Source organism: Chryseobacterium sp. DZ-32 (assembly GCF_059587025.1).
The window spans coordinates 31,713-56,368 of sequence record NZ_JCAIOM010000011.1; the positions used below are offsets into that span (position 1 = coordinate 31,713).

25 protein-coding genes are annotated in these 24,656 nt (G+C 36.7%); 11 read left to right on the plus strand and 14 right to left on the minus strand.

The window, feature by feature from the left end; translation table 11 throughout:
* Nucleotides 1-10 precede the first annotated feature (10 nt).
* The 4 genes from AC59HC_RS13585 to AC59HC_RS13600 all read left to right on the plus strand — a co-directional run bounded on the left by AC59HC_RS13585 (nt 11) and on the right by AC59HC_RS13600 (nt 2,781).
* Nucleotides 11-916: a hypothetical protein gene (locus AC59HC_RS13585; protein WP_496558809.1), complete on the plus strand. Its 906-nt coding sequence runs from the start codon at nt 11-13 to the stop codon at nt 914-916.
* An 8-nt stretch (nt 917-924) separates the two neighbouring features.
* Nucleotides 925-1,149, plus strand: coding sequence for an SH3 domain-containing protein (locus tag AC59HC_RS13590; protein WP_496558810.1), 225 nt, complete (start codon nt 925-927; stop codon nt 1,147-1,149).
* Between the two features lie 13 nt (nt 1,150-1,162).
* The gene (locus AC59HC_RS13595) at nt 1,163-1,699 is read left to right on the plus strand and encodes a hypothetical protein (RefSeq protein WP_330745608.1); all 537 of its coding nucleotides are present in this window, start codon (nt 1,163-1,165) and stop codon (nt 1,697-1,699) included.
* Between the two features lie 239 nt (nt 1,700-1,938).
* A complete protein-coding gene (locus tag AC59HC_RS13600) occupies nt 1,939-2,781 on the plus strand; it encodes a prephenate dehydrogenase (protein WP_496558811.1) in 843 nt (280 codons plus the stop codon).
* Nucleotides 2,782-2,890: 109 nt separating this feature from the next.
* Here AC59HC_RS13600 and AC59HC_RS13605 read toward each other — a convergent pair whose 3' ends face one another.
* The 7 genes from AC59HC_RS13605 to AC59HC_RS13635 form a co-directional block, all read right to left on the minus strand.
* The gene (locus AC59HC_RS13605) at nt 2,891-4,309 is read right to left on the minus strand and encodes an L-serine ammonia-lyase (protein WP_110009219.1); all 1,419 of its coding nucleotides are present in this window, start codon (nt 4,307-4,309) and stop codon (nt 2,891-2,893) included.
* Between the two features lie 100 nt (nt 4,310-4,409).
* Nucleotides 4,410-5,753, minus strand: a complete 1,344-nt coding sequence (locus tag AC59HC_RS13610; protein WP_496558812.1) for an ammonium transporter — start codon at nt 5,751-5,753, stop codon at nt 4,410-4,412.
* Between the two features lie 83 nt (nt 5,754-5,836).
* Nucleotides 5,837-6,502 (minus strand): alpha/beta hydrolase, encoded by a 666-nt coding sequence (locus tag AC59HC_RS13615; RefSeq protein ID WP_202839589.1) that lies wholly within the window; start codon nt 6,500-6,502, stop codon nt 5,837-5,839.
* A 115-nt stretch (nt 6,503-6,617) separates the two neighbouring features.
* Entirely contained in the window at nt 6,618-7,244 is a 627-nt protein-coding gene (locus tag AC59HC_RS13620; RefSeq protein ID WP_411413604.1) for a YceI family protein, read from the minus strand.
* Between the two features lie 78 nt (nt 7,245-7,322).
* Complete coding sequence (locus tag AC59HC_RS13625) at nt 7,323-7,889, minus strand: YceI family protein (RefSeq protein WP_137905858.1); 567 nt, start codon at nt 7,887-7,889, stop codon at nt 7,323-7,325.
* Between the two features lie 143 nt (nt 7,890-8,032).
* On the minus strand, nt 8,033-9,082 hold the full coding sequence (locus tag AC59HC_RS13630; protein WP_496558813.1) for a glucokinase: 1,050 nt from the start codon (nt 9,080-9,082) through the stop codon (nt 8,033-8,035).
* A gap of 116 nt (nt 9,083-9,198) precedes the next feature.
* Complete coding sequence (locus AC59HC_RS13635) at nt 9,199-9,762, minus strand: hypothetical protein (protein ID WP_202839593.1); 564 nt, start codon at nt 9,760-9,762, stop codon at nt 9,199-9,201.
* A 404-nt stretch (nt 9,763-10,166) separates the two neighbouring features.
* Here AC59HC_RS13635 and AC59HC_RS13640 point away from each other — a divergent pair, with 404 nt between their 5' ends.
* Together AC59HC_RS13640 and AC59HC_RS13645 are read left to right on the plus strand one after the other, a co-directional pair.
* On the plus strand, nt 10,167-11,549 hold the full coding sequence (locus tag AC59HC_RS13640; protein WP_496558814.1) for a DUF1800 domain-containing protein: 1,383 nt from the start codon (nt 10,167-10,169) through the stop codon (nt 11,547-11,549).
* Between the two features lie 169 nt (nt 11,550-11,718).
* Nucleotides 11,719-12,903, plus strand: coding sequence for a DUF1501 domain-containing protein (locus AC59HC_RS13645; protein WP_429815910.1), 1,185 nt, complete (start codon nt 11,719-11,721; stop codon nt 12,901-12,903).
* Nucleotides 12,904-13,190: 287 nt separating this feature from the next.
* Here AC59HC_RS13645 and AC59HC_RS13650 read toward each other — a convergent pair whose 3' ends face one another.
* From AC59HC_RS13650 to AC59HC_RS13660, 3 genes are all read right to left on the minus strand, one after another.
* Nucleotides 13,191-13,328 (minus strand): hypothetical protein, encoded by a 138-nt coding sequence (locus AC59HC_RS13650; RefSeq protein ID WP_167348772.1) that lies wholly within the window; start codon nt 13,326-13,328, stop codon nt 13,191-13,193.
* Nucleotides 13,329-13,433: 105 nt separating this feature from the next.
* A complete protein-coding gene (locus AC59HC_RS13655; RefSeq protein WP_395972836.1) occupies nt 13,434-14,453 on the minus strand; it encodes a helix-turn-helix transcriptional regulator in 1,020 nt (339 codons plus the stop codon).
* 71 nt (nt 14,454-14,524) lie between these two features.
* Nucleotides 14,525-14,860 carry a HopJ type III effector protein gene (locus AC59HC_RS13660; protein WP_202839599.1) on the minus strand — a complete coding sequence of 112 codons (336 nt, stop codon included), beginning with the start codon at nt 14,858-14,860 and terminating at the stop codon, nt 14,525-14,527.
* A gap of 158 nt (nt 14,861-15,018) precedes the next feature.
* Between AC59HC_RS13660 and AC59HC_RS13665 the strand changes: the two genes are divergently transcribed.
* Together AC59HC_RS13665 and AC59HC_RS13670 are read left to right on the plus strand one after the other, a co-directional pair.
* On the plus strand, nt 15,019-16,401 hold the full coding sequence (locus tag AC59HC_RS13665; protein ID WP_202839600.1) for an RtcB family protein: 1,383 nt from the start codon (nt 15,019-15,021) through the stop codon (nt 16,399-16,401).
* A 274-nt stretch (nt 16,402-16,675) separates the two neighbouring features.
* Entirely contained in the window at nt 16,676-18,430 is a 1,755-nt protein-coding gene (locus tag AC59HC_RS13670; RefSeq protein WP_496558815.1) for a hypothetical protein, read from the plus strand.
* A gap of 260 nt (nt 18,431-18,690) precedes the next feature.
* Here AC59HC_RS13670 and AC59HC_RS13675 read toward each other — a convergent pair whose 3' ends face one another.
* Genes AC59HC_RS13675 through cobT form a run of 3 tightly spaced genes read right to left on the minus strand, consistent with a single transcriptional unit; the run spans nt 18,691 to nt 21,017 of the window.
* Nucleotides 18,691-19,245 carry a histidine phosphatase family protein gene (locus AC59HC_RS13675; RefSeq protein ID WP_202839602.1) on the minus strand — a complete coding sequence of 185 codons (555 nt, stop codon included), beginning with the start codon at nt 19,243-19,245 and terminating at the stop codon, nt 18,691-18,693.
* Nucleotides 19,230-20,012 carry an adenosylcobinamide-GDP ribazoletransferase gene (locus AC59HC_RS13680; RefSeq protein WP_496558816.1) on the minus strand — a complete coding sequence of 261 codons (783 nt, stop codon included), beginning with the start codon at nt 20,010-20,012 and terminating at the stop codon, nt 19,230-19,232. The genes AC59HC_RS13675 and AC59HC_RS13680 overlap by 16 nt, the downstream gene beginning before the upstream one ends.
* Nucleotides 20,013-21,017: a nicotinate-nucleotide--dimethylbenzimidazole phosphoribosyltransferase gene (gene cobT / locus AC59HC_RS13685; RefSeq protein WP_496558817.1), complete on the minus strand. Its 1,005-nt coding sequence runs from the start codon at nt 21,015-21,017 to the stop codon at nt 20,013-20,015.
* Nucleotides 21,018-21,461: 444 nt separating this feature from the next.
* On the opposite strand from cobT, the gene AC59HC_RS13690 reads away from it, so the two are divergent.
* From AC59HC_RS13690 to AC59HC_RS13700, 3 genes are read left to right on the plus strand one after another with little or no spacing between them, the layout of a single operon-like run.
* The gene (locus tag AC59HC_RS13690) at nt 21,462-22,211 is read left to right on the plus strand and encodes a nucleotidyltransferase domain-containing protein (protein WP_496558818.1); all 750 of its coding nucleotides are present in this window, start codon (nt 21,462-21,464) and stop codon (nt 22,209-22,211) included.
* A 6-nt stretch (nt 22,212-22,217) separates the two neighbouring features.
* The gene (locus AC59HC_RS13695; protein WP_496558819.1) at nt 22,218-22,850 is read left to right on the plus strand and encodes a hypothetical protein; all 633 of its coding nucleotides are present in this window, start codon (nt 22,218-22,220) and stop codon (nt 22,848-22,850) included.
* 9 nt (nt 22,851-22,859) lie between these two features.
* A complete protein-coding gene (locus AC59HC_RS13700) occupies nt 22,860-23,924 on the plus strand; it encodes a nucleotidyltransferase domain-containing protein (protein WP_496558820.1) in 1,065 nt (354 codons plus the stop codon).
* 87 nt (nt 23,925-24,011) lie between these two features.
* On the opposite strand, the gene AC59HC_RS13705 is transcribed toward AC59HC_RS13700, so the two are convergent.
* Nucleotides 24,012-24,353, minus strand: coding sequence for a TfoX/Sxy family protein (locus AC59HC_RS13705; RefSeq protein WP_496558821.1), 342 nt, complete (start codon nt 24,351-24,353; stop codon nt 24,012-24,014).
* Nucleotides 24,354-24,656: the final 303 nt, after the last annotated feature.

Here is a 24,656-nt window from a genome sequence, read left to right on the forward strand (position 1 = left end):
ATAAACACAAATGATAAAAAACATTTCTTTAGCTCTTTTGTATTCATTTGTACTTTCTTGCACTGGACAAGAAAGTAAACTTCAATTGCAGAATATCAAAGAAATAAACTCATTAAAAGACAAACCTTGTAACATTACAGATGAAGGAGACGGCACAAAATCAAACTATGATGACCTGTCTCCTGAATTTATCAATAAAGCAAAAAAAGTATTAGAGCAAAGAAAATTTCAATTTCCTGATGAAAATACCTTTAATCAAAAAATTTTGGATGTATTTTCTTTCAATTTGAAAGATTATAAAAATTCCATAATTGCTTTACGTCCGGCAATGTTTCCAGAGGTAGCTATTAAAGAAAATAAATTTATTTTCATTCAGGACGCTGGTGCTGCCGAACCAGAGTTTATAAATCCTGACTTGTTGTATCATTTTAATTCTTATATATTTTATAATACTCCCGTATCTTATGTTTGGCTGCAAACAAACAATTCAAATCTTTTATACGATTTAGTTGTTTACTATGGATACAATAAGGATAAAAAGCTTGTAGAATCAGTATTTAAAAAATTCGATTTTAATAGTCTTTCCGATATGGAGCAGTTAATTTTTATAGATTCTGGCGGGTATAAAAAATTGAAAAAACAAATATTTGACGACATAGAAACTATTATTTATAAAGGTAAAGTTGAAGACTTTTCTTATGCTAAAGAAGGTGATGGTTATTTAAGAATAGGTGATATTATAAGTAAAATATCATCATCTCCCAAAGAATATTTTGAACCTGAAAAAACAATATCTTATTTATTTGAGAGAGAATTAAGAGTTGGAATACAAGGTGATATTGAAAGCTATTTAAATAAAAATCCAACATATAAATCAAATCTGGAAAAAAATAAATTTTATGATTTCCTACTTTAAAAGACTATGTGAAATACATTTACCAAAAAGAAAGCAATACCAATTTTATCATTCAGGATAGTGATGGTTTTACCAACCTAAGAAAGGAGAAAAACTCTTCTTCCCAAATCCTGCAAAAAATCAACACAGGTGAACAAGTTGAAGTTTTAGATCAAAACGGAGATTGGTGGTTAGTGGTTTCTAAAGAAGGTAAAAAAGGATATGTTCACAAAAGCAGGATGAAATCTGAATAAATAACTTAAACAAATGATGAAAAACTTTTTAATTTTATTTTCTTTTATACTTGTTACATGTAAAGAAAGTAGTCATAACCAAACAGTCAATGAAACTAAAACATCAACGCTTAAAAAAAATGACAGCCCAGCAACAAAACTTAATGTGTCGGATGATCCAATTCATGACAATAAAAATAAATTTTCTAATATTAATCAATCAGAAAACTCAAACACTATAAACTCCAAATTTATAGGTCATTTTTTAGTAACACAAGCAACAGAGGAAACAACAACGGGCACTGCATTTATTAAATATTCTTTTAGTATAAAAAAAGATAAGGCAATCTTAGTAACAGAAACGTATCAAGAACCAATTATTTGCAATGGTGATTATAAAACTCTTGAAAAAAATGATATTTTAGAATTATACTATTCAGGAAACGAGAAAAACTGTAAATCAGCAATACCTAATTTTAAAATAAAAAAAGAAAACAACACCTATTTTATTAAAGGAGTTGGAGGTGAAGCTACATTTAATGAATGGATAGAATTAGATAAAACGAAATAATATCTATAAAGTAAGCCTAAAAATACCCCTCTACACACCAATTCACCCCATCTATATATAATTTAGAAAAGAAATTTCGTTTCATTTAAAAAATATTTTTACCTTTGCTACGTGAATTTTAACAACGGAACATATTATTATAGAATTTTTACCTCAGCTCTGGGATAGGGATTCTTATGAATATAATTTAAAACCTCGTCCTAGGGACGAGGTTTTTTTATTTTAAAAAATAGAAAAAGATGAAAATAAGTATTATTGGAGTGGGATTAATCGGAGGTTCGATGGCCTTGAAATTAAGAGAGAAAAACATTGCCAGCTTCATCTACGGAATCGATAACAATACACAGCATATCAGTGACGCATTAGAACTTAAAATCATTGATGCCGGAGTAGATCTTGAGCATGGAATTAAAAATTCGGATCTGATTATCCTTGCTATTCCTGTAGATGCGGCAAGAAAACTATTGCCTTCTGTTCTTGACTTAGTAACTGACCAGCAGACGGTAATGGATGCAGGTTCTACAAAAGCAGGCATTGTACATGCAGTAAAAGACCATCCGAAACGTTCAAGATTTGTGGCTTTCCACCCGATGTGGGGAACAGAAAATAACGGCCCGAAATCCGCTATTGCAGAAAGTTTCTCCGGAAAAGCAGGTGTCATTTGTAACAAAGAAGAATCCGCAGAAGATGCACTGAACATTGTTGAACAAGTGGTTAATGCCCTTGATATGCACATGATTTACATGAATGCACAAGATCACGACGTTCATACTGCCTATATTTCCCATATTTCCCACATAACGTCTTATGCCCTTGCCAATACGGTATTAGAAAAAGAACGTGAGGAAGAAACTATTTTTCAGCTTGCGAGCTCCGGTTTTTCAAGTACGGTACGTCTTGCCAAATCGCATCCTGAAATGTGGGTTCCCATTTTTAAACAAAACAAAGAAAATGTGCTGGATGTTCTGAACGAACATATCTCCCAGCTCAGAAAATTCAAATCTGCCCTTGAAAAAGAGAATTATGAATACCTTGAAGAGCTGATCACCAATGCCAACAGGATCAGAGGAATTTTAAGGTAACCAATTCCACACGATACTAAAAGCCCAACGGTTTTTACTTTTATTTTATTAAGAAACCCTTAGTCAGTAATGTCTAAGGGTTTTATGTTGTAAAATAATGGTATTTCTATTAACACTCAGGAACGTTAACAGCAATTGCCAGTCCGCCTTCGGAAGTTTCTTTAAAACGGTCACTCATAGACTGAGCTGTTTCCCACATGGTCAGAATCACCTCATCCAATGTTACTTTTGCTTTCGTGGGATCACTTTCCAGTGCAATATTGGCTGCTGTAATGGCTTTCATCGCTCCCATCGTATTCCTTTCAATACATGGAATCTGTACCAGCCCTTTAATTGGATCGCAGGTTAATCCAAGGTGATGTTCCATCGCAATTTCTGCCGCCATCAATACCTGTCCTACACTTCCTCCTAAGATTTCTGTAAGTCCGGCTGCTGCCATTGCAGAAGATACTCCGATTTCCGCCTGACATCCTCCCATCGCTGCAGAAATAGTTGCATTTTTCTTGAATAAAGTCCCGATTTCTCCCGCTACAAGCAAGAATCTTATAATATCCTCCTCACTCGTAAATGGGGTAAATGCCTGAGAGTACATCAATACCGCCGGAATAACTCCACTTGCTCCATTGGTAGGTGCGGTAATAATTCTTCCGAAGCTTGCATTCTCTTCATTCACTGCCAGTGCAAAGCAGGCAATCCACTTGTTGATATTAGTAAAGTTCTCTTCAGCATCTACTACCTGCTGGAACCATTCGTCTTTGTTTTTATAGATTTTATCTCCCAGCAGCTTTCTGTTGATCCCTGCGGCTCTTCTGGAAACATTCAGTCCGCCAGGAAGAACTCCTTCCTTATTGACACCTTTGTAGATACATTCTTTGATCTGCTGCCAGATATAAAGTGCTTCCTGCCTCGTTTCATCCTGGGTTCTCCAGCTTTCTTCATTCATGAAAATCAAATCCGACATTTTATCAAATCCCAGCTTTTCACAATATTTTGCAATATCTGAAGCTTTATGACAAGGATACAGCGTACGTACACACTGCTTCTGAATAGAGTTTTTTTCCTGACTGGCAATGAACCCTCCTCCTACAGAATAAAAATCCTGCACAAGTTCAGTTCCGTCTTCGAAAACAGCTCTGAAGATCATTCCGTTCGGATGAAAATCAAGGCTCTTTTTCATATTTAAAATCAAATGATGTCCGTAGATGAACGGAATTACCTTTTCACCACCAAGGTTAATGGTTTGAGTACTCTTGATGTAATCTATCTTTTCATCAATTTTTGAAGTATTGATCGTTTTAAAATCCTCTCCATTCAACCCAAGCATTCCCGCAATATCAGTTCCGTGCCCGATTCCCGTTTTTGCGAGTGAGCCAAAGAATTCAAGAAAAACCTCTTTAACTTCTTCTATTGATCTTTCTCTTTTTATAATCCTGATAAATGCTGCCGCTGCGTTCCAGGGTCCCATCGTGTGTGAACTGGATGGACCTATTCCTACTTTAATAATTTCAAAAACCGATATTGATTCCATAAATGATTCGTCATTTTCCTCAGAAACAAAGATACATGATAAATCCTGAAATATACCTTCAAATTTTTAATGATATCAACATATCGTCACAATATAAAAGCTATTGCAGGCTTTCTTCATGCTGCGAAAGATCAAGCCCTTTATTTTCAGACTCTTCAGAAACTCTTAATGTGATCATGGAATCTGTAAGTTTATATAAAATTAATGAACCTAAAAAAGTAAAAACAGAAACCAAAACAAGGGCTGCCATATGATGAAGAAAAACATCAACCCCGCCATGAAGCAGACTTGCTTTTTCACCATGAGCAAAAATGGCGGTAAGAATCATTCCCATAATCCCTCCTACTCCATGGCAGGCAAAAACATCGAGGGTATCATCTACTTTTTTTAAAACCTTCCAGTTCACCATCAGATTGGAAACGATTGCTGTGATAAATCCGATAAAAAGGCTTTCCTGAATGCTTACAAAACCGCACCCTGGAGTAATGGCCACCAATCCTACTACAGCTCCTATACAGGCTCCTAAAGCCGATACACTTCTCCCATTGATTCTATCAAAAAAGATCCAGGTCATCATCGCCGAAGCAGATGCTATGGTAGTTGTTCCAAAAGCGGTAGCCGCAGATGCAGAAGCACTCAAAGCAGATCCGGCATTAAATCCGAACCATCCGAACCACAGCATTCCTGTTCCCAGAAGCACATACGGAATATTGGAAGGCTCATGGTGAGGATTCTTCCGGTTTCCTACCACCAAAGCTCCCGCAAGCGCAGCAAAGCCGGCACTCATATGCACAACGGTTCCTCCTGCAAAGTCTTTTACCCCGAAATATTTGTTTAAAAGACCCTCAGGATGCCACACCATATGACAAAGCGGTGTATAAATAAATATACTGAAAAGAACAATGAACAATAAATAAGATATAAAACGAACCCTTTCTGCAAAAGATCCGGTAATAATAGCCGGAGTAATAACAGCAAATTTCATCTGAAACAAGGCAAAAAGAATAAATGGAATCGTGGGAGCCATCAGTTTATGGGGCAGATTTCCTACTCCTTTAAAAAAGGGATAACTGAGTGGATTTCCAATGATCCCGTAATGCTGTCCCGCCACCGTAATTCCAATAGATTCGCCGAAAGATAAAGAAAAGCCTACGACCACCCAAACCATGGAGATAACGCCTAAGGCAATAAAACTCTGCAGCATGGTAGAAATTACATTTTTCCTTCCGACCATTCCTCCGTAAAAGAAGGAAAGCCCTGGTGTCATGAGCAAAACAAGTCCTGCCGCAGCCAGAATCCAGGCAACATCAGCGCCAACAATTTTATCTTCACTTAAGAATTCCCTTGTATCAGGAATATCGGCAGCCGGATTCCAGAATAATCCCCCAATGGCAACGATTGCGATAACAGAGAATGAAACGATCCATTTTAATCCTACTTTCATAAAATTTATATTTAACCCTATCAAATTTAAATATAAATTCCATAAAAACTACACTTTTAAACCAAACACCCCTAAAAAAATATTTAATCTGTGACTTTTTCAGTTTTTTCAGAAAAAATCTCTGCCAGTATTTTGGAAACTTCTTTGGATTTAGTGGCCGGAAAAAGATGTGTTCCTCCTTTCACCACATAGTTCGGATTTGAATAGCGGATGGGAAAAACAATGTCTTTATCACCTAATATCTGAATGACATTGGGATTCTCTTCAAATTTCCATTCGGAAACTTTTTCTACGGACCATTTGAGGTAATAAGGGTCTCTTACTTTAAAATATTGAAGGAGTTTCGGGTTTTTAGGATCAAAAAGCTTTCGGACAACGGCATATACATTGGCAGCTTTGTCGTTGAACAAACCTACAGGAAGTATTCTTGGAATTTTTGTAATCTCACCTGTCCTGATGAATCTGGATTTTTCCCTGTCCGATTTTATACTTCCCAGGATCACTACTTTTTCTGCAGGTTTCAATTGATTAATCTCCTGCACAATAATTCCTCCGAAAGAATACCCCAACAGACAGAAAGGCTCGGAATCATCTACTTTTTCCGCCATTCTTTTAACATAAGCATCGAAAGGCTCATTTTTTTCGGGAATAAGCCAGTCTATAAAAATCAATTCACAGTGTTTGGGAAACTCTATTCTTTCAAGAACCTTGAAGTCTGCTCCCAGACCGCTTACGATATAAATTTTCATACCACTAATTTATAAAAAATACAGAAACAAGAGAAGTGCGGGATCAGATCTTTATATAAGGAAAATAAAAAAAGCAGTCCTCACGAACTGCTCTTCTGTATCAGTAGAATATATTTTACTTTTTCTTTTTCGGAACTCTATTCTCGTTATCCAGCATTTCTGTAGAAACTTTAAACTGAATGTCCATTTCGTTTTTAATGAAATAATCTTTCAATGAAGACTGATAGAATACTTTAAAATCTCTTCTGTTCAGGGAGAACTTCGCAGATTCAATAGAAGTTGTGAACTGGGTAACGTATACATTCGCAGGGAAAGAAATTGTTTTTCTTACTCCTTTAAGGGTAAGGTCACCGTACACTGTAGAATTGTATTCACTGTTTGCCAAAGGAATAATTTTAGTCAAATGGAATTTTGCAATGGGGAATTTTTTTACTTCAAAAAAGTTTGAGCTTTTCAGATCATTAGTAAGCTTGATCTGATCCTCATCAGAAACATCTCCCGCCATCATACTTCTCATATCTATTACAAACTCTCCATCCACCAGGACCGTATGGTCAAAGTTAAATTTTCCACTTTTCAGCTTTACTGTTCCTGAGTGGGAAGTTTCTTCAGTTTTTACCACTTTATACCCCCACCATCTGATCTCTGATGAAGTCACTTTTGACACTTTATCAAATTTCTTCTGGGCAGAAACAAATGACATGCTTGCGCACACCATAGCAAACAATAGTAATCTTTTCATTCTTTTTTATTTACAATTCAACAAAAATAAAAAAAAGTGTAGAACTTCTACACTTTTAATAATCTTTTTTTGATTAATTTATTGAGCAGTTACCTTTACAAGCATATCAATATCATCTTTCACAAAAACGTCCTGCATCGTAGACTTGTAAGCTACATCAAACTTCTGTCTGTCGAAAGAGAATTTGTTGGATACTAAACTTACCACTCCTTTGCTGTAAGAAATCTTCGCAGGGAAAGAGATTGGGCTGGTTTTTCCTTTTACAGTAAGGTTTCCTGTTACAAGAGAATTGTAGATTTTATCATTGTTTTTCTTTACTCCTGTAATTTTGAAAGTTGCTGTTGGGAATTTTTCAACTTCAAAGAAGTCACCATTCTTAAGATGTCCGTTTAATTTCTGCTGGTATTCTCCTGTAAGGTCAGTAGAAGTAATAGAAGTCATATCCAATACGAAGCTTCCGCCTACCAATTGGTTTCCTTTCATTACCATATCTCCGGATTTCACTTTTACAGTACCGTCGTGAGAACTGGCCTCAGATTTTGCTACTTTGTATCCCCACCAGTGTACATCAGATGCTACTACTTTTTTTGACTGTCCGAAAGCTAAACCTCCGGCTAAAACTGCTAATAAAAATATTTTTTTCATTGAATAGAGTTGTTTACTTATTTAACAATACAAAGGTAGGTATCTTATTCAATAGATTTCATTGATGTATATCAATAAAATTTATAATTTTCATGAATAATATCATCCCATAAAAAAACTCCGAATTTCTTCGGAGCTTTATTTTATAGCTGATAGTAAGCGGTGTAAAGTGCTATACCATTTAATGCTGTGTGATTTTGCTTGACCAGATAGATGGGAATATTTTTAAGCATTTCCTCCATTTTATCACTGATCTTGAATTTCTCATAGAATTTCCCCTTGTCGATATATTCTGCGATCATCTGTGGAATATCGCCGGCAATCAGTAATCCTCCGGTAGCTTTTAACTTTAATGTTAAGTTATTGGCCTCTCTAGCCAGGAACTCAAGGAAGGTATCCAAAGCGATTCTGCAGATCAGTACATTTTCCTCAACAGCAGCTTTATAAAGTTCTTCTACAAAATTCCCCTGCGCAAGACGTTCTCCTAACCATTCCGGTTCCGGATGTCTTTTCACATCTCTCAGGAATCTGTAAATATTGAATAGTCCTGACTTGGATAATACATTTTCCCAGCTTACAATACCATAGATATTATTTAAGAACTGGTAAAATTCAACTTCTACGTTGGTTCTTGGTGAAAATTCTGAGTGCCCTCCCTCTGTTGCGAAAGGTCTCAGGTATTTTCCGTCAAAGAAATATCCGGCTTCTCCTAATCCGTTTCCGGGAGCCAGAACTGCTACATTTCCTTTTTCTAGATGTCCGCTTGTATAGATCGCTTCAAGATGATTATCTTCAAGAAGAGCCATTCCATAAGCAGAAGCCTCCAGGTCATTCAGCATATCTACTCTTTCAAACCCGAAATCGCGGGTATATTCGGCAATATCTAAATGCCAACCTAATCTTGCTGGACTGCTTTTCCCGTCCAATACAGGACCTGGCACAGCCATTCCCAGACGTTTTACATTCTCAAGCTGGTTATCCTGAATAAACTTCTTTAAAATATCTGAAAAGGAAGCATATTCTTTGGTTGCATATGTATTTTCTACTTTTATCTCAAGACCTCCGTTCCCGGAAACAAAATAGCCTAAGATTGTTATATCTTCACGAAGACTTGCTCCAATGATAGAAACACTATCATTATTACTGTTCTCTACTCCTGGTAAATAAAGTGGAAATTTTGGATTCAGAATCATAACCTCAAATTTTACCAAATATAATAATTGTTTTTGTAAATCCTGCACAGAACAAAAAAACCTTTTCACTTTCATGAAAAGGTTTTGGTTAATAATTGTTTATATATTAAATCTAACTACTTTCCTAATGGAATATTATAACCGAATCCTACCCCGATATTCCCCACATTATAGTCCTGACCTGGCAAATCTCCTTTAGTACCTACAAAAACCTTTTGGTATTGTACGAAGAAGTTCCAGTCTCTGTTGTGGTATCCGATCTCCGGTTTAAGGTAGAAGCCTCCGCCTGCTCTTTCAACATTGGTATTGGATGCTACAGCTTTATCTCCAACTAAAAATCCGTATCCTAAATCAGTTCCGAAATAGAAACCGGTTTGTTTTGGATAAATTCTGATTAAAGCTGCTACAGGAACTACTCCTACATCATTGTTTTTATATCCGTTGTTGTCTTTTCCAAAATAATGAGTATATCCTGATGCGATACCCAGCCCAAACCCCGGTGTAATCAGATTCTGGTAAGCTACATCCACTCCTACTGCTGCAGAAAGGTTATCTGCGGGAACTGCTAAACCAACATTTGCACCTACCTTGATCATATTGTTCATTTGAGCACTTTGGGCGCTTGCGATACCAGCTGTTAAAATACCAGCCAGTACTATTGCTTGTTTAAACATTTTCATAACTCTAATTTTTTAATTTTACTAAACAAGAGGATGTAAAAATCATGCCAAGCCAAAGTATTCAATTGATTTTAACATTAATAAAATTTATAAAATAATGAATATCAACACTTTAATTTTAACAAAAATTAAATATTTGTTTAACAAATTTTATCAAAAACTGACCTCAAAAAGTGAATTATAGCAACAAGAAAGGAGGCATGAAGATGGAAGCTGGAAGTAATAAGCTCTTGTATAAAAACTCACGTTTGTTATAATGAAAGTAAAGAGAAATTTCCCCTTCCTTTAACCATAACTCCCAGCTTCATTCTTCCAGCTTTCAGCCTAAAAACAATATTAACAATCCTTAACCCGTTATGAGTTTTAACCTTCTTCTCAGAATTACATCAAAAAATAAATTCTCCATGATGGCAGATTCATTAGTAAAAAACAAGCATCTTCTCTGGCGGGCAGGTTTTGGTGTTGGTATTCATCAAATTGATGGTTTGAAAAATAAAAACATTAAAACACTGATGAATGAATTATTTAAAGAAGAAAGTTTCAGCGAGATCACCTATGATACTCCTGATCCGGTTTCGGCAGCAGATTATATGAACAGTACAGCTCCTGCGGAAAAGAAAAAAGAAATGCAGCGGATCAACAGGGAACAAAATAATGAACTTAATCTGAACTTCCTGAACGCTATCGTTAACAACAAGGAGCAGATGAGGGAAAAGATGGCCTTTTTCTGGCATGGGCATTTTGCATCAAGAGTACAAAATCCAAGGTTCAACAAACAGCTTTTAAATACGATAAGAAAAAATGCACTGGGCAATTTCAGAGATCTGCTTTTTGAAGTAAGCCAGTCGCCTGCCATGTTGAATTTTCTGAATAACCAACAGAATAAAAAAGACCATCCTAATGAGAATTTTGCCCGTGAAGTGATGGAACTGTTTACCATGGGAAGAGGAAATTACACTGAAAAGGAAGTAAGAGAAGGAGCAAGAGCTTTTACAGGATGGAGTTATGATAAAGAAGGGAATTTTAAAGAAAGAAAAAATCTCCATGATGAAGGCAGCAAAACTTTCCTGGGAAAAACAGGCAACTTTGACGGAAATGATGTTCTCAATATTATTCTGGAACAAAAGACAACGGCTCAGTTTATTACCACAAAGATCTATAAGTTTTTTGTGAATGAAAAAGTGGATCAGGATATCGTCAATACACTCAGTACAAACTTCTACCATTCAGGATATGACATTAAAAAGCTGATGACTGAGATCTTTTTAAGCACCTGGTTTTATGATCAGAAAAATATCGGAAACAGAATAAAATCACCTATAGAACTGATGGCAGGTATGATGCGAATCCTTCCAATGCATATTCAGAACCCTGAAAACCTCATCGTGTATCAGAAATTACTGGGGCAAATGCTGCTTTACCCGCCCAATGTAGCGGGATGGCCGAATGGAAAGGCATGGATTGACAGCTCTACTTTAATGCTGAGGCTTCAGATTCCGCAGATCTGGTCCGGACTCCGCCCTTTGGAATACAGTCCCCGCCAGGATGATGATATCGATATGGGAATGAAATCCCGGGAAACAGCTTTAAACAAAAGTTTTAAAAATCCCAATATCACCATCGACTGGGAGCGTATTGAAAAGATTTTCGCCAGTAAAAATTGTGAAGATTATCTTTTGCAGAATACTCAAACTCTGGATATGAATTCTGTAAGGAATTTTTCTGACAAGAGTATTAAAATGAATGTCATCAACCTGATGTCTACTCCGGAATATCAGTTATGTTAGGTAGGAGGTTTTAGGTTGCAGGTAGCAGGTAATAGCTGTCGCAGAATAACTTGGCTACCCCTGATTTATTTTCTGCTGCTATAAAAATATAATGCAGCCCAGCCCTATAACGTACAACCTGTTACCTGCAACCTTTCATCTGCCACCTTAAAAACCTAAAAACAAAATTATGTTAATCAAAAGAAGAGAATTCCTCAAAATAAGCTCACTGGCTACTGCTTCTATGCTGATGCCTAATTTCTTAAAAGCGATGACGCTGGATGAAGCGTTGAATCCCAGTCAGAATATTCTGGTCGTTCTTCAGTTTACGGGTGGAAATGATGGTTTGAATACAATCATTCCGGCAAAAAATGATATTTATTTCAGGGAAAGAAAAACATTGGCCATACAGGATTCAATACCACTTACGGATGAAGCAGGGATTAATCCTTCTCTCTCCTATTTCAAAGAACTTTTTGATAACGGAGAGCTTTCTGTGATGAATAATGTAGGCTATCCCAACCCGGATAAGTCGCATTTCCGAAGCATGGATATCTGGCAGTCGGCAAGCAGAAGTGATCAGTTTCTGGAAACAGGCTGGCTGGGACGTTTTCTGGACGAAGAATGTTATCGCTGTGATCATCCTACGCAGGCACTGGAAGTAGATGATATGCTTAGTCTGGCCCTAAAAGGTGAAAATAACAAAGCTTTTGCCTTTAAAGATCCCAAAAGACTGTATCAGACCAGCCAGGAGAAATATTTCAAATCTCTTTATGACCACCATCACGACGATGAAACGGTATCTTACCTTTATCAGACTTTGGGTTCTACCATTAATAATGCTGATTATATTTTTGAGAAGAGCAAAGCCAGAAAGACAGAGCAAATCTATCCCAGTTCTCAGCTGGGAAAAGACTTCAAAACGGTAGCTTCTTTAATAAAATCTGACATTAATACCCGGGTATACTATCTTTCGATCGGAAGTTTCGATACGCACGTCAACCAGAATGACCGGCAGAAAAAGTTATTCAATGATATTAATGAAGCGGTAAAATCGTTTGTTGCTGATATGAAAAGTAATGGTCTTTTTAAAAATATCCTGTTAATGACATTTTCAGAGTTTGGCCGTCGTGTGGCACAGAATGCCAGCAACGGAACCGATCACGGGACCGCTAACCAGATGTTTTTTATCAGCGGAAACCTTAAGAAAAAAGGACTGTTAAATGCACTTCCTGATCTGCAGAATCTGAATGATGGCGATCTTATTTACAAGGAAGATTTCAGAAAAGTATATGCAACAATCCTGAAAAACTGGCTTAAAGCAGACTCTTCCAAAGTATTGGGATGGAAAGACGGGATCTATGACTTTGTGTAGGGAAACCGAGATTCCTACGGAATGACACAATTGGAATGGTGATCTATCCACACAGCTTGTCATTCCGTAGGAATCCAGCCTTCTTTTCCCAAAAGCACAATCCTGCCCCTTACCTCAGCTGAAAACGCGAGAATTCCACTTCATCGGACGGGTAGCGAAAATTCAAAAAATTTTTGACGGGGTGGTTTTCAGCACTCATTAAAAAGATCCATTAACAACAAAAAAGAGACTGTACCTTGTTATGACAGTCTCTTTTCAATAATTTTAAATGTAAACTACTTTTACGTTTAAGCCGTAATCTGCTTTTTTTCGTTCTCTTTCTCTTCCTGTTTTTTATCTATTTTCTCAGATATTTTTTTAACGATATACTCTATCGCCAGCGGTGCTATGATTGCAATTAATGCTTTAAATATTCTTGATTTCATAATTAATTTGGTATTGTTAAGGTAATAATACAATTTCCAAGCCAAGATAAAATATCAAAATAAATTATCTGCAATAACGCTTTATTAATCGTACATTAAAACAAGTTAGTTTTCCTCAGGAACAACCAGACTCTGATAGTTTTTACATCCTGCATTGAATTTTTCCTCCATCTTCAGCCGTAGTTTTTTAGGCTTGTGTACAATCAGGGAGTCTCCAAACCCAAGGAGCAATCTTTCCAGTTCATAATTGATCTGAACACATATTTTAAAAAGAGTTCCGTCATGATCTTCCTTTATGATCTCCTGACTTTTATGCAGCGGTTTTGTCTTCACATAAGGGGCATTTCCCGAATCTACCCAAAAGACTACATTCCTGGGATCCATTGATTCTGAAACAGTAACCCCAACAATATCTTTGAAGTATTCATCTCCATCCAACTCCTTGTCAATATATACAATACTGTCATCTGTTTCAATACTTTCCATTCTGTCCAGTGCCAGATTGTACATTTTCTGTTTGTAAAGACAGATCAGAAACCAGCGGTTGTTGAATTCCTTCAGCAGCTGCGGATGTACTGTAAAAATATTGGATTCCCTTGCCGTAAAGCTTTTGTAAAGGATCTTCAGTACTTTTTTATTAGCAATACTTTCATACAGAATATCAATATGTTCCAATCCTTTTAACTGTTCATTTTTATCCAGATGAATAATAGATTTCTGGCTGGTGGCATGAATAGAATCTTCCAGTTTCTGAATAACCCCATTCATTTCTTTGAACATAGAAAAGTCTTTAAATTGTTTTAAAATCTGAACTGCATTGTTCATTGCCTTCAGATCACTTTCATTCACAGAAATATTATGAATGCTGTATTCCGGATCACTGTAACGGTAGTATTTTCTTTCATAAACTTCAATAGGAGCTTCATACCCGAATTTTTCACTCCGCATATTCTGAAGATCGAGCTGAACAGTCCTCTTACTTACATAAGATTCTTTTCCCTCAAATTCAAACAATGCTTCCGAACATTCATCAATGAGATCTTCCAGCGTGTATTTCCTGTATTTATTTTTAAGACATTTATCTAATGTTTTATACCTGATCAGAGCATTTTTATTGGATGACATACCTTAGTGTTTAATGATTGGGTGTTTCTTTTAATAGCAATCTGCTTTTATTTCTGCTCTTTTCCTGAAAATTATTTCTCTCTCAAAGCATTTTCGTCAAAAGTAATCCCTTCCCAGCCGAATTTCATAAAGTTCCGGATATTCTGATGATCAGTTCCTTCAGGATTTTTCAGCACATCCTCTCTGTAAAACTCACCAAACAGCCAAAGGGTTTGTTCTTTTGTCAGATCCTTAATGCTTGCAAAACTGAAGACCTTGCAAGAACCGTTGTTCTGTCCGGCCTGATTGGTTGTATCTCCGTTTTGAAAGGCAGTAGGAGTAAATTCATAATGTTCATCAATATGAGCTATCACATCATTAAACTGGATCGTTTCCGGAAAATGTTTTAATTGTTCTAATAATACCATGAGCCTTTTTTTTTTTAATAATATACAATTTTACGAATCTGCCGGAGGCCTTTTTTCGTCTTTTTAATAAATTTTTGTAAAAATAATTAAAATTTCTTTATCTACGCAAAACTATTGCGCAATAATGATATTACTTTGCATCATCAAAATGAAACAATATGGAATTTAATGGAAATCATTTAATCGAATTAGGATATAGACCGGCAAAATGGTTTAAGGATGCCATTACCTATATCAACGAGAATAAATTGGATGAACATCAGATCGCAGAATATCTGGTACAGTTCAAACAGCCAGATCTTATTCCGCTTCATAAAACAGCTAAAGATTTTATAATCAATATACGTGCAGAGCACGAAAGTGAAAATGATAATGTGGACAAAGTAATCAAAACCATGGAGGTTCTGATGAAAACCCCTACTCTGGTTGGCGGAGCTTTAATGCCGGACGCCTGCCCTACAGGTCCTGAAGGCCAGATTCCGGTGGGAGGAGTGGTCGTGGCTCAAAATGCCATTCACCCGGGATTCCATAGCGCCGATATCTGTTGTTCAGTGATGCTGACGGATTTTGGAAAGACAAATCCTAAAGATGTCCTGGATGCAGCACACTCTGTAACCCACTTCGGATATGGAGGAAGGCCAAGAGGTGAACAGATGTCGATGTCCCAGGAACTGATGGATGCTTTCAGAGAAAATGAGTTCTTAAATGATGAGAAACTGATCAGTATCGCCCGTTCCCATATGGGAACCCAGGGAGACGGAAACCATTTCCTTTTCGTTGGAATTTCCAAAAATACTGGAAACACAATGATGGTAACCCATCACGGATCAAGAGCTCCGGGTGCTGCCTTATATGATAAAGGAATGAAGACCGCCAACCGTTTCAGACAGGAAATCTCCCCTGAAACATTAAGAGAAAATGCCTGGATTCCTTATAATACAGATGAAGGTAAATCGTATTGGGAAGCACTGCAATTAATAAGACAATGGACCAAAGAAAACCATACTTCCCTTCATGATGCAGTGCTGAACAAGCTGGAAATCGAGAAGGAAAACAGATATTGGAATGAGCATAACTTCGTTTTCAGAGATGGAGACCTGTTCTATCATGCAAAAGGAGCTACTCCGCTGGATGATAAGTTCATGCCTGATATTACAGGACCAAGACTAATTCCCTTGAATATGGCCGAACCAGTATTGATTGTTCAGGGAAAAACGAATGAAAGAAACTTAGGTTTTGCACCGCACGGAGCAGGAAGAAATTTCAGCAGAAGCCAGCATAAAAGATCATTGGCTCATAAAACCACTGAGGAAATCTTCAATGAGGAAACAGCAGGATTGGATATCCGTTTCTACTCTAATGAGATTGATATTTCTGAACTTCCAAGCGCTTATAAAAGTGCGAAGAATGTAAGAGCACAGATAGAAGAATACGGACTTTGTGAAGTTCTGGATGAAGTGATGCCTTACGGATGTATTATGGCCGGAGATGTTCAGAAGAATGCTCCGTGGAAGAAAAAAAAGAAATTCAGAAAAGCATAATTTTAATAGTATGTTCAAACCTAACGGGTTTTAGAAACCCGTTAGGTTGAATAAAAACAATAAACCAAATTTCAAAGCACTAAAAAATTCAAGGCAAAGAAAGTTCCTATATTTCCAGATTTACTTTCCGCCTTTTTACAAATTACAAGGCAAACGGAGTTCCTATATTTTTTGGAAAATACTCCCCGCTTTTTATAAACTATAGGTAAAAGGAGTTCCTATACCTTTCACTTTTAATGAATCTACTCCTCACTTATTTTTTAAACTTAAAACAATGAAAACACTACAATTATTCAATGCTGTACTGGCCAGAAAATCTGACGAAAAACCATTTGTTTCCAATGATGGTTTTATTATTGAACCAGATGCTTTATGGGCAAAAAATGAGATCATCTCTTTTTATGCAAAGGAAAAACTGAATGGTAATGATTTGAATAAAACCTTTCATAAATCCTGGGAGAAAATAAAGAACACTTCCAGAATTGATTTATTTTTTGAACAGATCACTCATTATATTTCAACCTATGGAAGCGATTTCCAAAGCGAAATCTATATTCCCAATGAAATATTGAATGTTCCTGATATGAAGCTGGTTTTTAAAGTAATCAAAGCCTATTCTGTGGAAGAAATGCAGGAAAAATGTCTTGCTCTTTTAAGATCAGGAATTGCTTTAAAAGAAGAAACCATTGATGATTTGCTTTCTATTTTACATACGGAGCTGGAATATGATTTTACAGGAAAAGAAAACATCAGGAATAAAGAAGCCATTATAAAAATAGCTGATCTTTATGATATTTACCCTGAAAATCCTGTTGAATTCTTGCGTTATGTCATTTATAAAACGACGAGCACTACGCTTTTAATCAAAAATGATGATTTGATTAATTTAATCAAGCAGAGTAATTTCAATCCGACATATCTGTTTGAAAGCTTTGGAATGGAAAAAATGGCGGAAATCTTCAACAGATTTAAACCGTTATTTCTGGCTTATAAAAACAGAGCACCCAAAGCGATCAATAAAATATCAAAGTTATCTAAGGTTCATCATAAACCATTGGTTTCAAACCCACTGAACGATGCTACCAATACATTACTGGAAAACAGCGATTGGCACTGGCTGGAAAATGCGACACCGTTTGCATTATTCAAAGCATTGTCAGCATGTTACTCCAGAATGTACGGTCAGGATACCTTTGTTTACAGAATCCGAAACGGAAAATCATGGACTAAAAAAGGTAAGGAAACTTACGTGAATCAGTTCAATTATGATTTCATTCTGGACTTTTTGAAACTGAAGTATGAAAACCTATCCGGAAAGAAATTCTATTTTCCTGAGAATGTAGAATTTGCATTGCCAACTTCTGAAAAGATGTTTGTTGGAAATATTCCTACCGGAACCCGTTTTTATGCGGATAGACTGGCTGTAGGTATTTATTGGGAAGATCAGTGGGGTGCCAATGACCTTGATCTTTCCGGATTGAACATCGCAGGAAAAATAGGTTGGAATGCCGCTTATAACCATGGTAACGGGCAATTGATGTACTCAGGAGATATGACATCTGCGCCTAACGGTGCGGTTGAATATCTTTATGCCAATAAAGGCCTTTGTGAACCAACCCTTGTTATGAACAACGTTTTCAGTGGAGACGCCAACTGTGGATATAAAATTGTGATCGGAAAAGGAGATGATATTTCCTACGATTATATGATGAATCCTAATCACCTCTTTGCTGAAGCCAGATGTAATTCTGTTCAGAAGCAAATGGTTCTGGGAATGCTTGTAGCGAAGAATGAAAAGCAATGTTTCGTACTGTTGAATTTCGGAGCCGGACATTCGCATGTTTCAGGAAATAGCCAGATTTCTGCAATGGCAACAAGTGCATTATACCAGCAATGGTATGAAGCGATGTCTTTCAATGAGCTTATCAAAGAGCTTGGAGGTGAGATTACCACAGAAAAAGCGGAAGCTGATTTTGATTTCTCACTGGAAAGCCTGGAAAAAGATAGTTTTATCAGAATTTTTAAATAAATTCCATGACGTCATCTGATGGTATCGGGTGGCGTTTTTTTGTGGCGGTTTGGTTGGGTAAACGTTGAGAACCACCCCGTCAAAAATTCTTTGAATTTTCGCCACCCCTCCGAGGGAGGGGAATTTTCACGTCTTCAGTTGGGAGAATGGTCGGGATTGTTCTATTTCTGTGTATGTTTTTTACAGGAATCCGGCCTACAAACTAATCTTTAACAAACGGACTAAAGTCCGTTCCTATTGAATACAAGCCTTTATGGTAATTATACATTCAACTTTTTAACAGAAAAAACTCCTTCATTCACATGAATGATCACTTTCCTTCCATAATCAATCTGAATAGTAAACATATTCTCCAGTGGAAACTGAAGCACCACCTGAAGGATCAGACGAATAACTCCGGCATGCGTAATTATAAGTGCTTTTTCCAGATCTTTTCTTTGAATGAATTCATTCCAGAAGCTGAGAACGCGGTTTTGCATTTCCAGAAGACTTTCACCGTTTGATGCTTTTACACTAACAAAATCTTTGTACCACGGATTGATTTCTTCTTCTGGAATATCCGTCCATTTTTTTAATTCCCAGTTCCCGAAATTCATTTCGCGAAGTCTTTCATCTGTTTGGTATTCAAATTTAAAATAACCAGCCAAAAAACGGCATCGCTCAGAAGGACTTGAAACAATTACATCATAATGACCATCAATATCCAACGATTTAAAATCTTCGATACACTCTTTCCGTAAAGACATTTCAGCAAAACCATAACACAGGTTTTCAGGATTGTCCACAGCAGTATGACGGATCAGATGAATTTCCATACGATAATTGTTCCTAAATAAAATAAAACTTCACAAACCTGCTGTACCGATCCCAGACAATCACCTGTATACCCTCCGATATGTTTTTTAAAATACCAGCCCATATATATTTTTCCTAAATAAGCGAGCGCAAAAGCAAAAATCAAACGCCAGTCCGGAAACAGGGCAAAAGTGGCTAAAACACTGATGAAGCTTACCAGCAAAGCCATTCCATCCAATGGTTTATTGGCTAAAGGCTTTGATTTGCTTACATCAATATCGGTAACATACTCGTGGGTATAGATCATCGTTCCTGCAATAAAACGGCTTACCGTATGCCCTAAAATAACAATGAGTAAAACGCCCACCGGATTACTCATTCCTAAGGTTTGAATACTATAAAATTTTAAAGCAAAAAGCAAAATGATCCCTATCGTTCCATATGCTCCTACCCGGCTGTCTTTCATAATCGTCAGGATTTTTTCCTTTCCATATCCGCCTCCGAAACTGTCGCACATGTCTGTGAAGCCATCTTCATGAAAAGCTCCGGTCAGCAAAACATTGGAAATCATCATTAAAACAATCCCGATTTCAAGATTAAAAAGCAGTGTAGAAAGATAAAGAACCAAAGCGTTGATGAACCCTACAATCAAACCTACCCAGGCAAAATATTTCTGAGATTTATTCATAATCTCGCTGGAGTACGGAATGGTAAACGGAACCGGAATTCTAGTGAAAAACATGAGTGCCGTTGCAAAGTAAATCAGTTCATTTTTTATAGCTTTCATTTAGTTTTTATTTGATACATCTGCATCTTCGAAACTTGACATTTCATTCAGAAAATTAACGGCACTTTGAATAATCGGATAAGCCAATGCACAGCCTGTTCCCTCTCCGAGACGCAGATTCAGATTGAGAATAGCCTGCTCTCTCATCAGTCCCAACAGCTGAGGATGGGCATTTTCATTGCTTACATGGCAGAAGATACAGTTATTCAATACTTCAGGATTCTTTTTCCAGACCGTGGCTACCGCAACTGTTGCGATAAAACCATCCACCATGATCAGCATATTGTGATGATAAGCTTCTTCTATGGCTCCAATCATCTGGGCTATTTCCAATCCGCCAAAGGTCTGGGCAATCTCATCCTCAGACATTTCAGAAGGATATTTTTCAACAGCTTCTTTTAAAATACTGATCTTATTGTCAAGCTGATGATCATTCAGTCCCGTTCCACGTCCGATACAATGGATAATAGGAATATCAAAGAGCTTGCTCATCATCAAAGAAGAGGCGGAAGTATTCCCGATTCCCATTTCTCCAAAGCCAATGATATTGCAGCCTTTTTTAGCAATATCATTCACCACAGACTTTCCATTTTTAAGTGCCTGCTGATATTCTTCGAAAGTCATGGCAGGTTCTTCCAGAATATTACGGCTGGATTTTCTGACTTTTTTATCAATGAGATTCAGCCCTTCCGGGAAATCAAAATTCACTCCTGCATCTACAATTTTAATGTTGATACCATTCTGTCTGCAAAAAACATTAATGGCAGCACCTCCGCCAAGGAAGTTCATCACCATCTGATAGGTGACCTCCTGTGGATAAGCACTTACGCCTGCAGCAGCAATCCCATGATCGGCCGCAAAAACTACCATATGAGGGTTGAGCAACTGCGGAGAAGTGGTTTTCTGAACCATTCCGATTTTGTGGGCAATATGTTCAAGATGTCCTAATGCGCCTAACGGTTTTGTTTTAAAATCAATTTTATGCTGTAATTCTGATGATAACATGGATGTTTATAGTTACGTTAAATGGAAAAGTGCAATATTAGTAAAATTCAATGAGTCTTTTTCTTTTGTCTTGACACAAAAGAAACAAAAGGTCAAGACCTTGAAAATTGAGCTAAAAATAAAATGTGTTCTCTAAAAATTCTAAACTCGTGCGAATTCATTATTACTTTTTTGTATCAATATATTCGTCGCACTCAGACAGGAGAATTTTCTTAACGTTCACACAGTTTATTTTTTTAACGCCCAATTTTCAAAAGTCAGAAAAATTTTAGCCTCCAATATTCACTTACTCACAAACCGAACCCCGCAACTCTCAAACTCTCAAACTCTCCCACACTCAAACCCTAAACTCCATCCCCACGAAACCCGCACCTCGAAACTTAAAACAGCTACGCGAGTACATTGCGCACTTCACCCTTTACTTTGCACCATCAATCAATACCAATGACACCGAAAATACTTGAAAAAATAAAAGAAATAGAAGCAGCACGGGGTGTGGAAGTCCTTCTTGCTGTAGAATCAGGGAGCAGAGCCTGGGGTTTTGCGTCTCCTGACAGTGATTTTGATATACGATTTATATACCGTCACGAAAAAGACTGGTATCTTTCTCCATGGGATAAGGATGAAACCATAGAATTTATGACGGAAGATGATCTGGATGGTTCCGGTTGGGATCTGCGAAAGACGTTTCATCTGTTGTTAAAGTCAAACGCGGCTTTGCTGAGCTGGTTTTATTCTCCTATCGTGTATAAATCAGATGAAAAGTTTGTAGAACTGTTCAAACCTTTGGCTGCTGCCTGCTTTTCTCCGGTTGCGGTTTCTTATCATTATCTGAGCATGAGCAAGAAATATCTGGAAGCCTGCAGACATGATGAAGTAAAATTAAAAAGCTATTTTTATTGTTTACGAACCACATTAACAGGAAAATGGATCATAGAAAAAGGAACGGTTCCTCCTGTACTGTTCAGTGACCTGCTTGTTTTAACAGATGATGATACCAAAAGAAAAATAGAAGATCTTGTCACCTTAAAAGCCACCAAAGGAGAATCCTACTACCATCCGAACGATTGGGAACTGTTTGATTTTCTGGAGAAAACAATCGCTGAAAATGAAGAGAAATCGAAAGGTTTATCAGGAGGAAAGGCGGATAAAAGTGAGATGGAGAGGTTTTTTAGGGAGATGTTACAATTATAATAAGTTATGAAACAACTATCTGAAAGAGCTCTTAGTTTTTTAAAACGAAAAAAACGAAAAGAGGAGTTTTACATTGATAAAAAGGAGATAGAAAATTACTTATCCTTATATTCCATCAAAAATTACTCTGAGATCCTTAGGTTTCAAGAAATGTATTCTGGCCTTATCATAAATGATAATATCATTCATATTTTCAATCCTGCTAATGTAAAAGAACATAAGACAATCAAAACCTTTCTATGTGAAGAGCAAGTTCTGTTCCCTATCTGCGATGGACTTTGTATTTCGGAAGATGGAAGAATTGCTATAAAAAATAATGCCAGCAATGATTATATCTTTTATTTTGAATTTTTTGAAACTTTTATAGAGCAACAAGCTTTTTTTGAGGAGTATCAAGATTACAAACACCTTCCAGCCATAGGATATTATACTAAGAATATCAGTTTAATTTCAAAAGGTCTTCCAGATTATGATTTCATTACTGAATGTTCGGACCGTTATCATTCTCTTTGGAAAAATATTTCGAATCTTGTTCACGCCAAATTATACCCTGAAGGCTACACGATCATTTTTGATAGTATTTCAGAAAAAGAACGTAGTTTTTTAATTAAAAAGCTAGAATCAAACAAATTAATTTAATTAACTAATATGACCATCCAAGACCTAAAAAACAAAAACCTCCTCCTCTTCGAAGCCATTTCCGGAAGCAGAGCTTTCGGGTTGGCGACGGAGAATTCTGATACGGATATCCGCGGGGTATATTATCTGCCGAAGGAAGATTTCTTTGGCCTGAACTATATTCCGCAGATTTCCAATGAAACGAATGATCTTACGTATTATGAAATCGGAAGATTTGTAGAACTGCTTCAGAAAAACAATCCTAATATTCTGGAAATTCTGGCCAGTCCGGAGGATTGTATTCTGTATAAACATCCGCTGATGGATTTATTGAAAACAGAAGATTTTCTTTCAAAACTGTGCAAAGACACTTTTGCAGGGTATGCTGTTTCCCAGATTAAAAAGGCAAAAGGTCTCAATAAAAAGATTGTAAATCCGATTGATAAAGAAAGAAAATCAATCCTGGATTTCTGCTTTATTTTGGAAGGACAAGGTTCTGTACCCTTGAAAAAATGGCTGGATGAGAATGGTCTCTCACAGGAAAAATGCGGATTGATAAGTATTGATCATACCAAGGGAATGTATGCTTTATTTTATGATGAATCGGGAACATTGGGATATAAAGGAGTTATTCAGAATGAAGAAGCTAATCAGGTTTCTCTATCCTCTGTTCCTAAAGATGAAAAACCGGTTGCATACCTGTTTTGCAATCTGGATGCGTATTCTGTGTACTGCAAAGATTACAGGGAATATTGGAAATGGGTTACTGAGCGTAATGAAGACCGTTACAATGTCAATCAGACTCACGGGCATAATTACGACAGCAAGAATATGATGCACACCATCCGCCTGCTTCAGTCCTGCGAACAGATTTTTAAGACCAATTCACTGAAAATCCGTGTAGAAAACCGTGATGAACTCTTAGATATCAAAGCAGGAAACCAGTCTTATGAAAGTGTGATGGAAAAGGCAGAAAGCTTGATACAATCAATAGAAAATCATTATTCCACTTCCACTCTACCCGACGCTCCGGATCTGGAAAAAACCACAAAAATCTTAGTTCAGATCAGAGAAAAACTGTATAATCATGAATGATAAACGATAAATGATAAATGATGAGTGATGAATAGTGGGATTGGTGAATTCCATCACTCCCACTCTCAAACACTCAAACCCAAAAACTCACTTTTTAGACGCCTTTGCCATGGGATTATAATCCAAACATATTTTAATCCAATACTCAAAATCGTCTGCTTTTTTAAAACCTATGGGTTCTACATAGCAATAGCCATTTAACTGTTTCCCTTTCATGATCATTGGGAGAAAACCTTTCTTCTCCGAAACCTCATCTTCCAACTCCGGGTCATAACGGCACATCAGATTATCATGACTGATGTTGATGCACATCTTTCCGTTCACCAGAAAAGACAGTCCGCTGAACATTTTCTTTTCCTCAACCTCTATATTATTTTCCATTGAAAGCCGTTCACGTACACGGTCTGCAAGTTCAATACTGTAAGCCATGATTTCTTTTTTTTTGATCTATCCTTTTTAATAATAATGGCTTCGACAGGCTCAGCCTGACAGTGCTTAAAAATTGTCGTTGGTATTCCAGTTGTCACCCTGAGCCTGTCGAAGGGTATCAATAAGAAAACCTTATAATCATTTCTTGAGTATTACTTAAAGGATAAGTTTGATCAACTTTTCTCTTATTAAAATTAATAAAAAACTGTGATTAACACCTTATTTTTTTAGTATTATTGATGAATTCAAAATTTAAAAATTAAAATTTTATTTAAATAAATTATTGTTTTACGATAATTAATT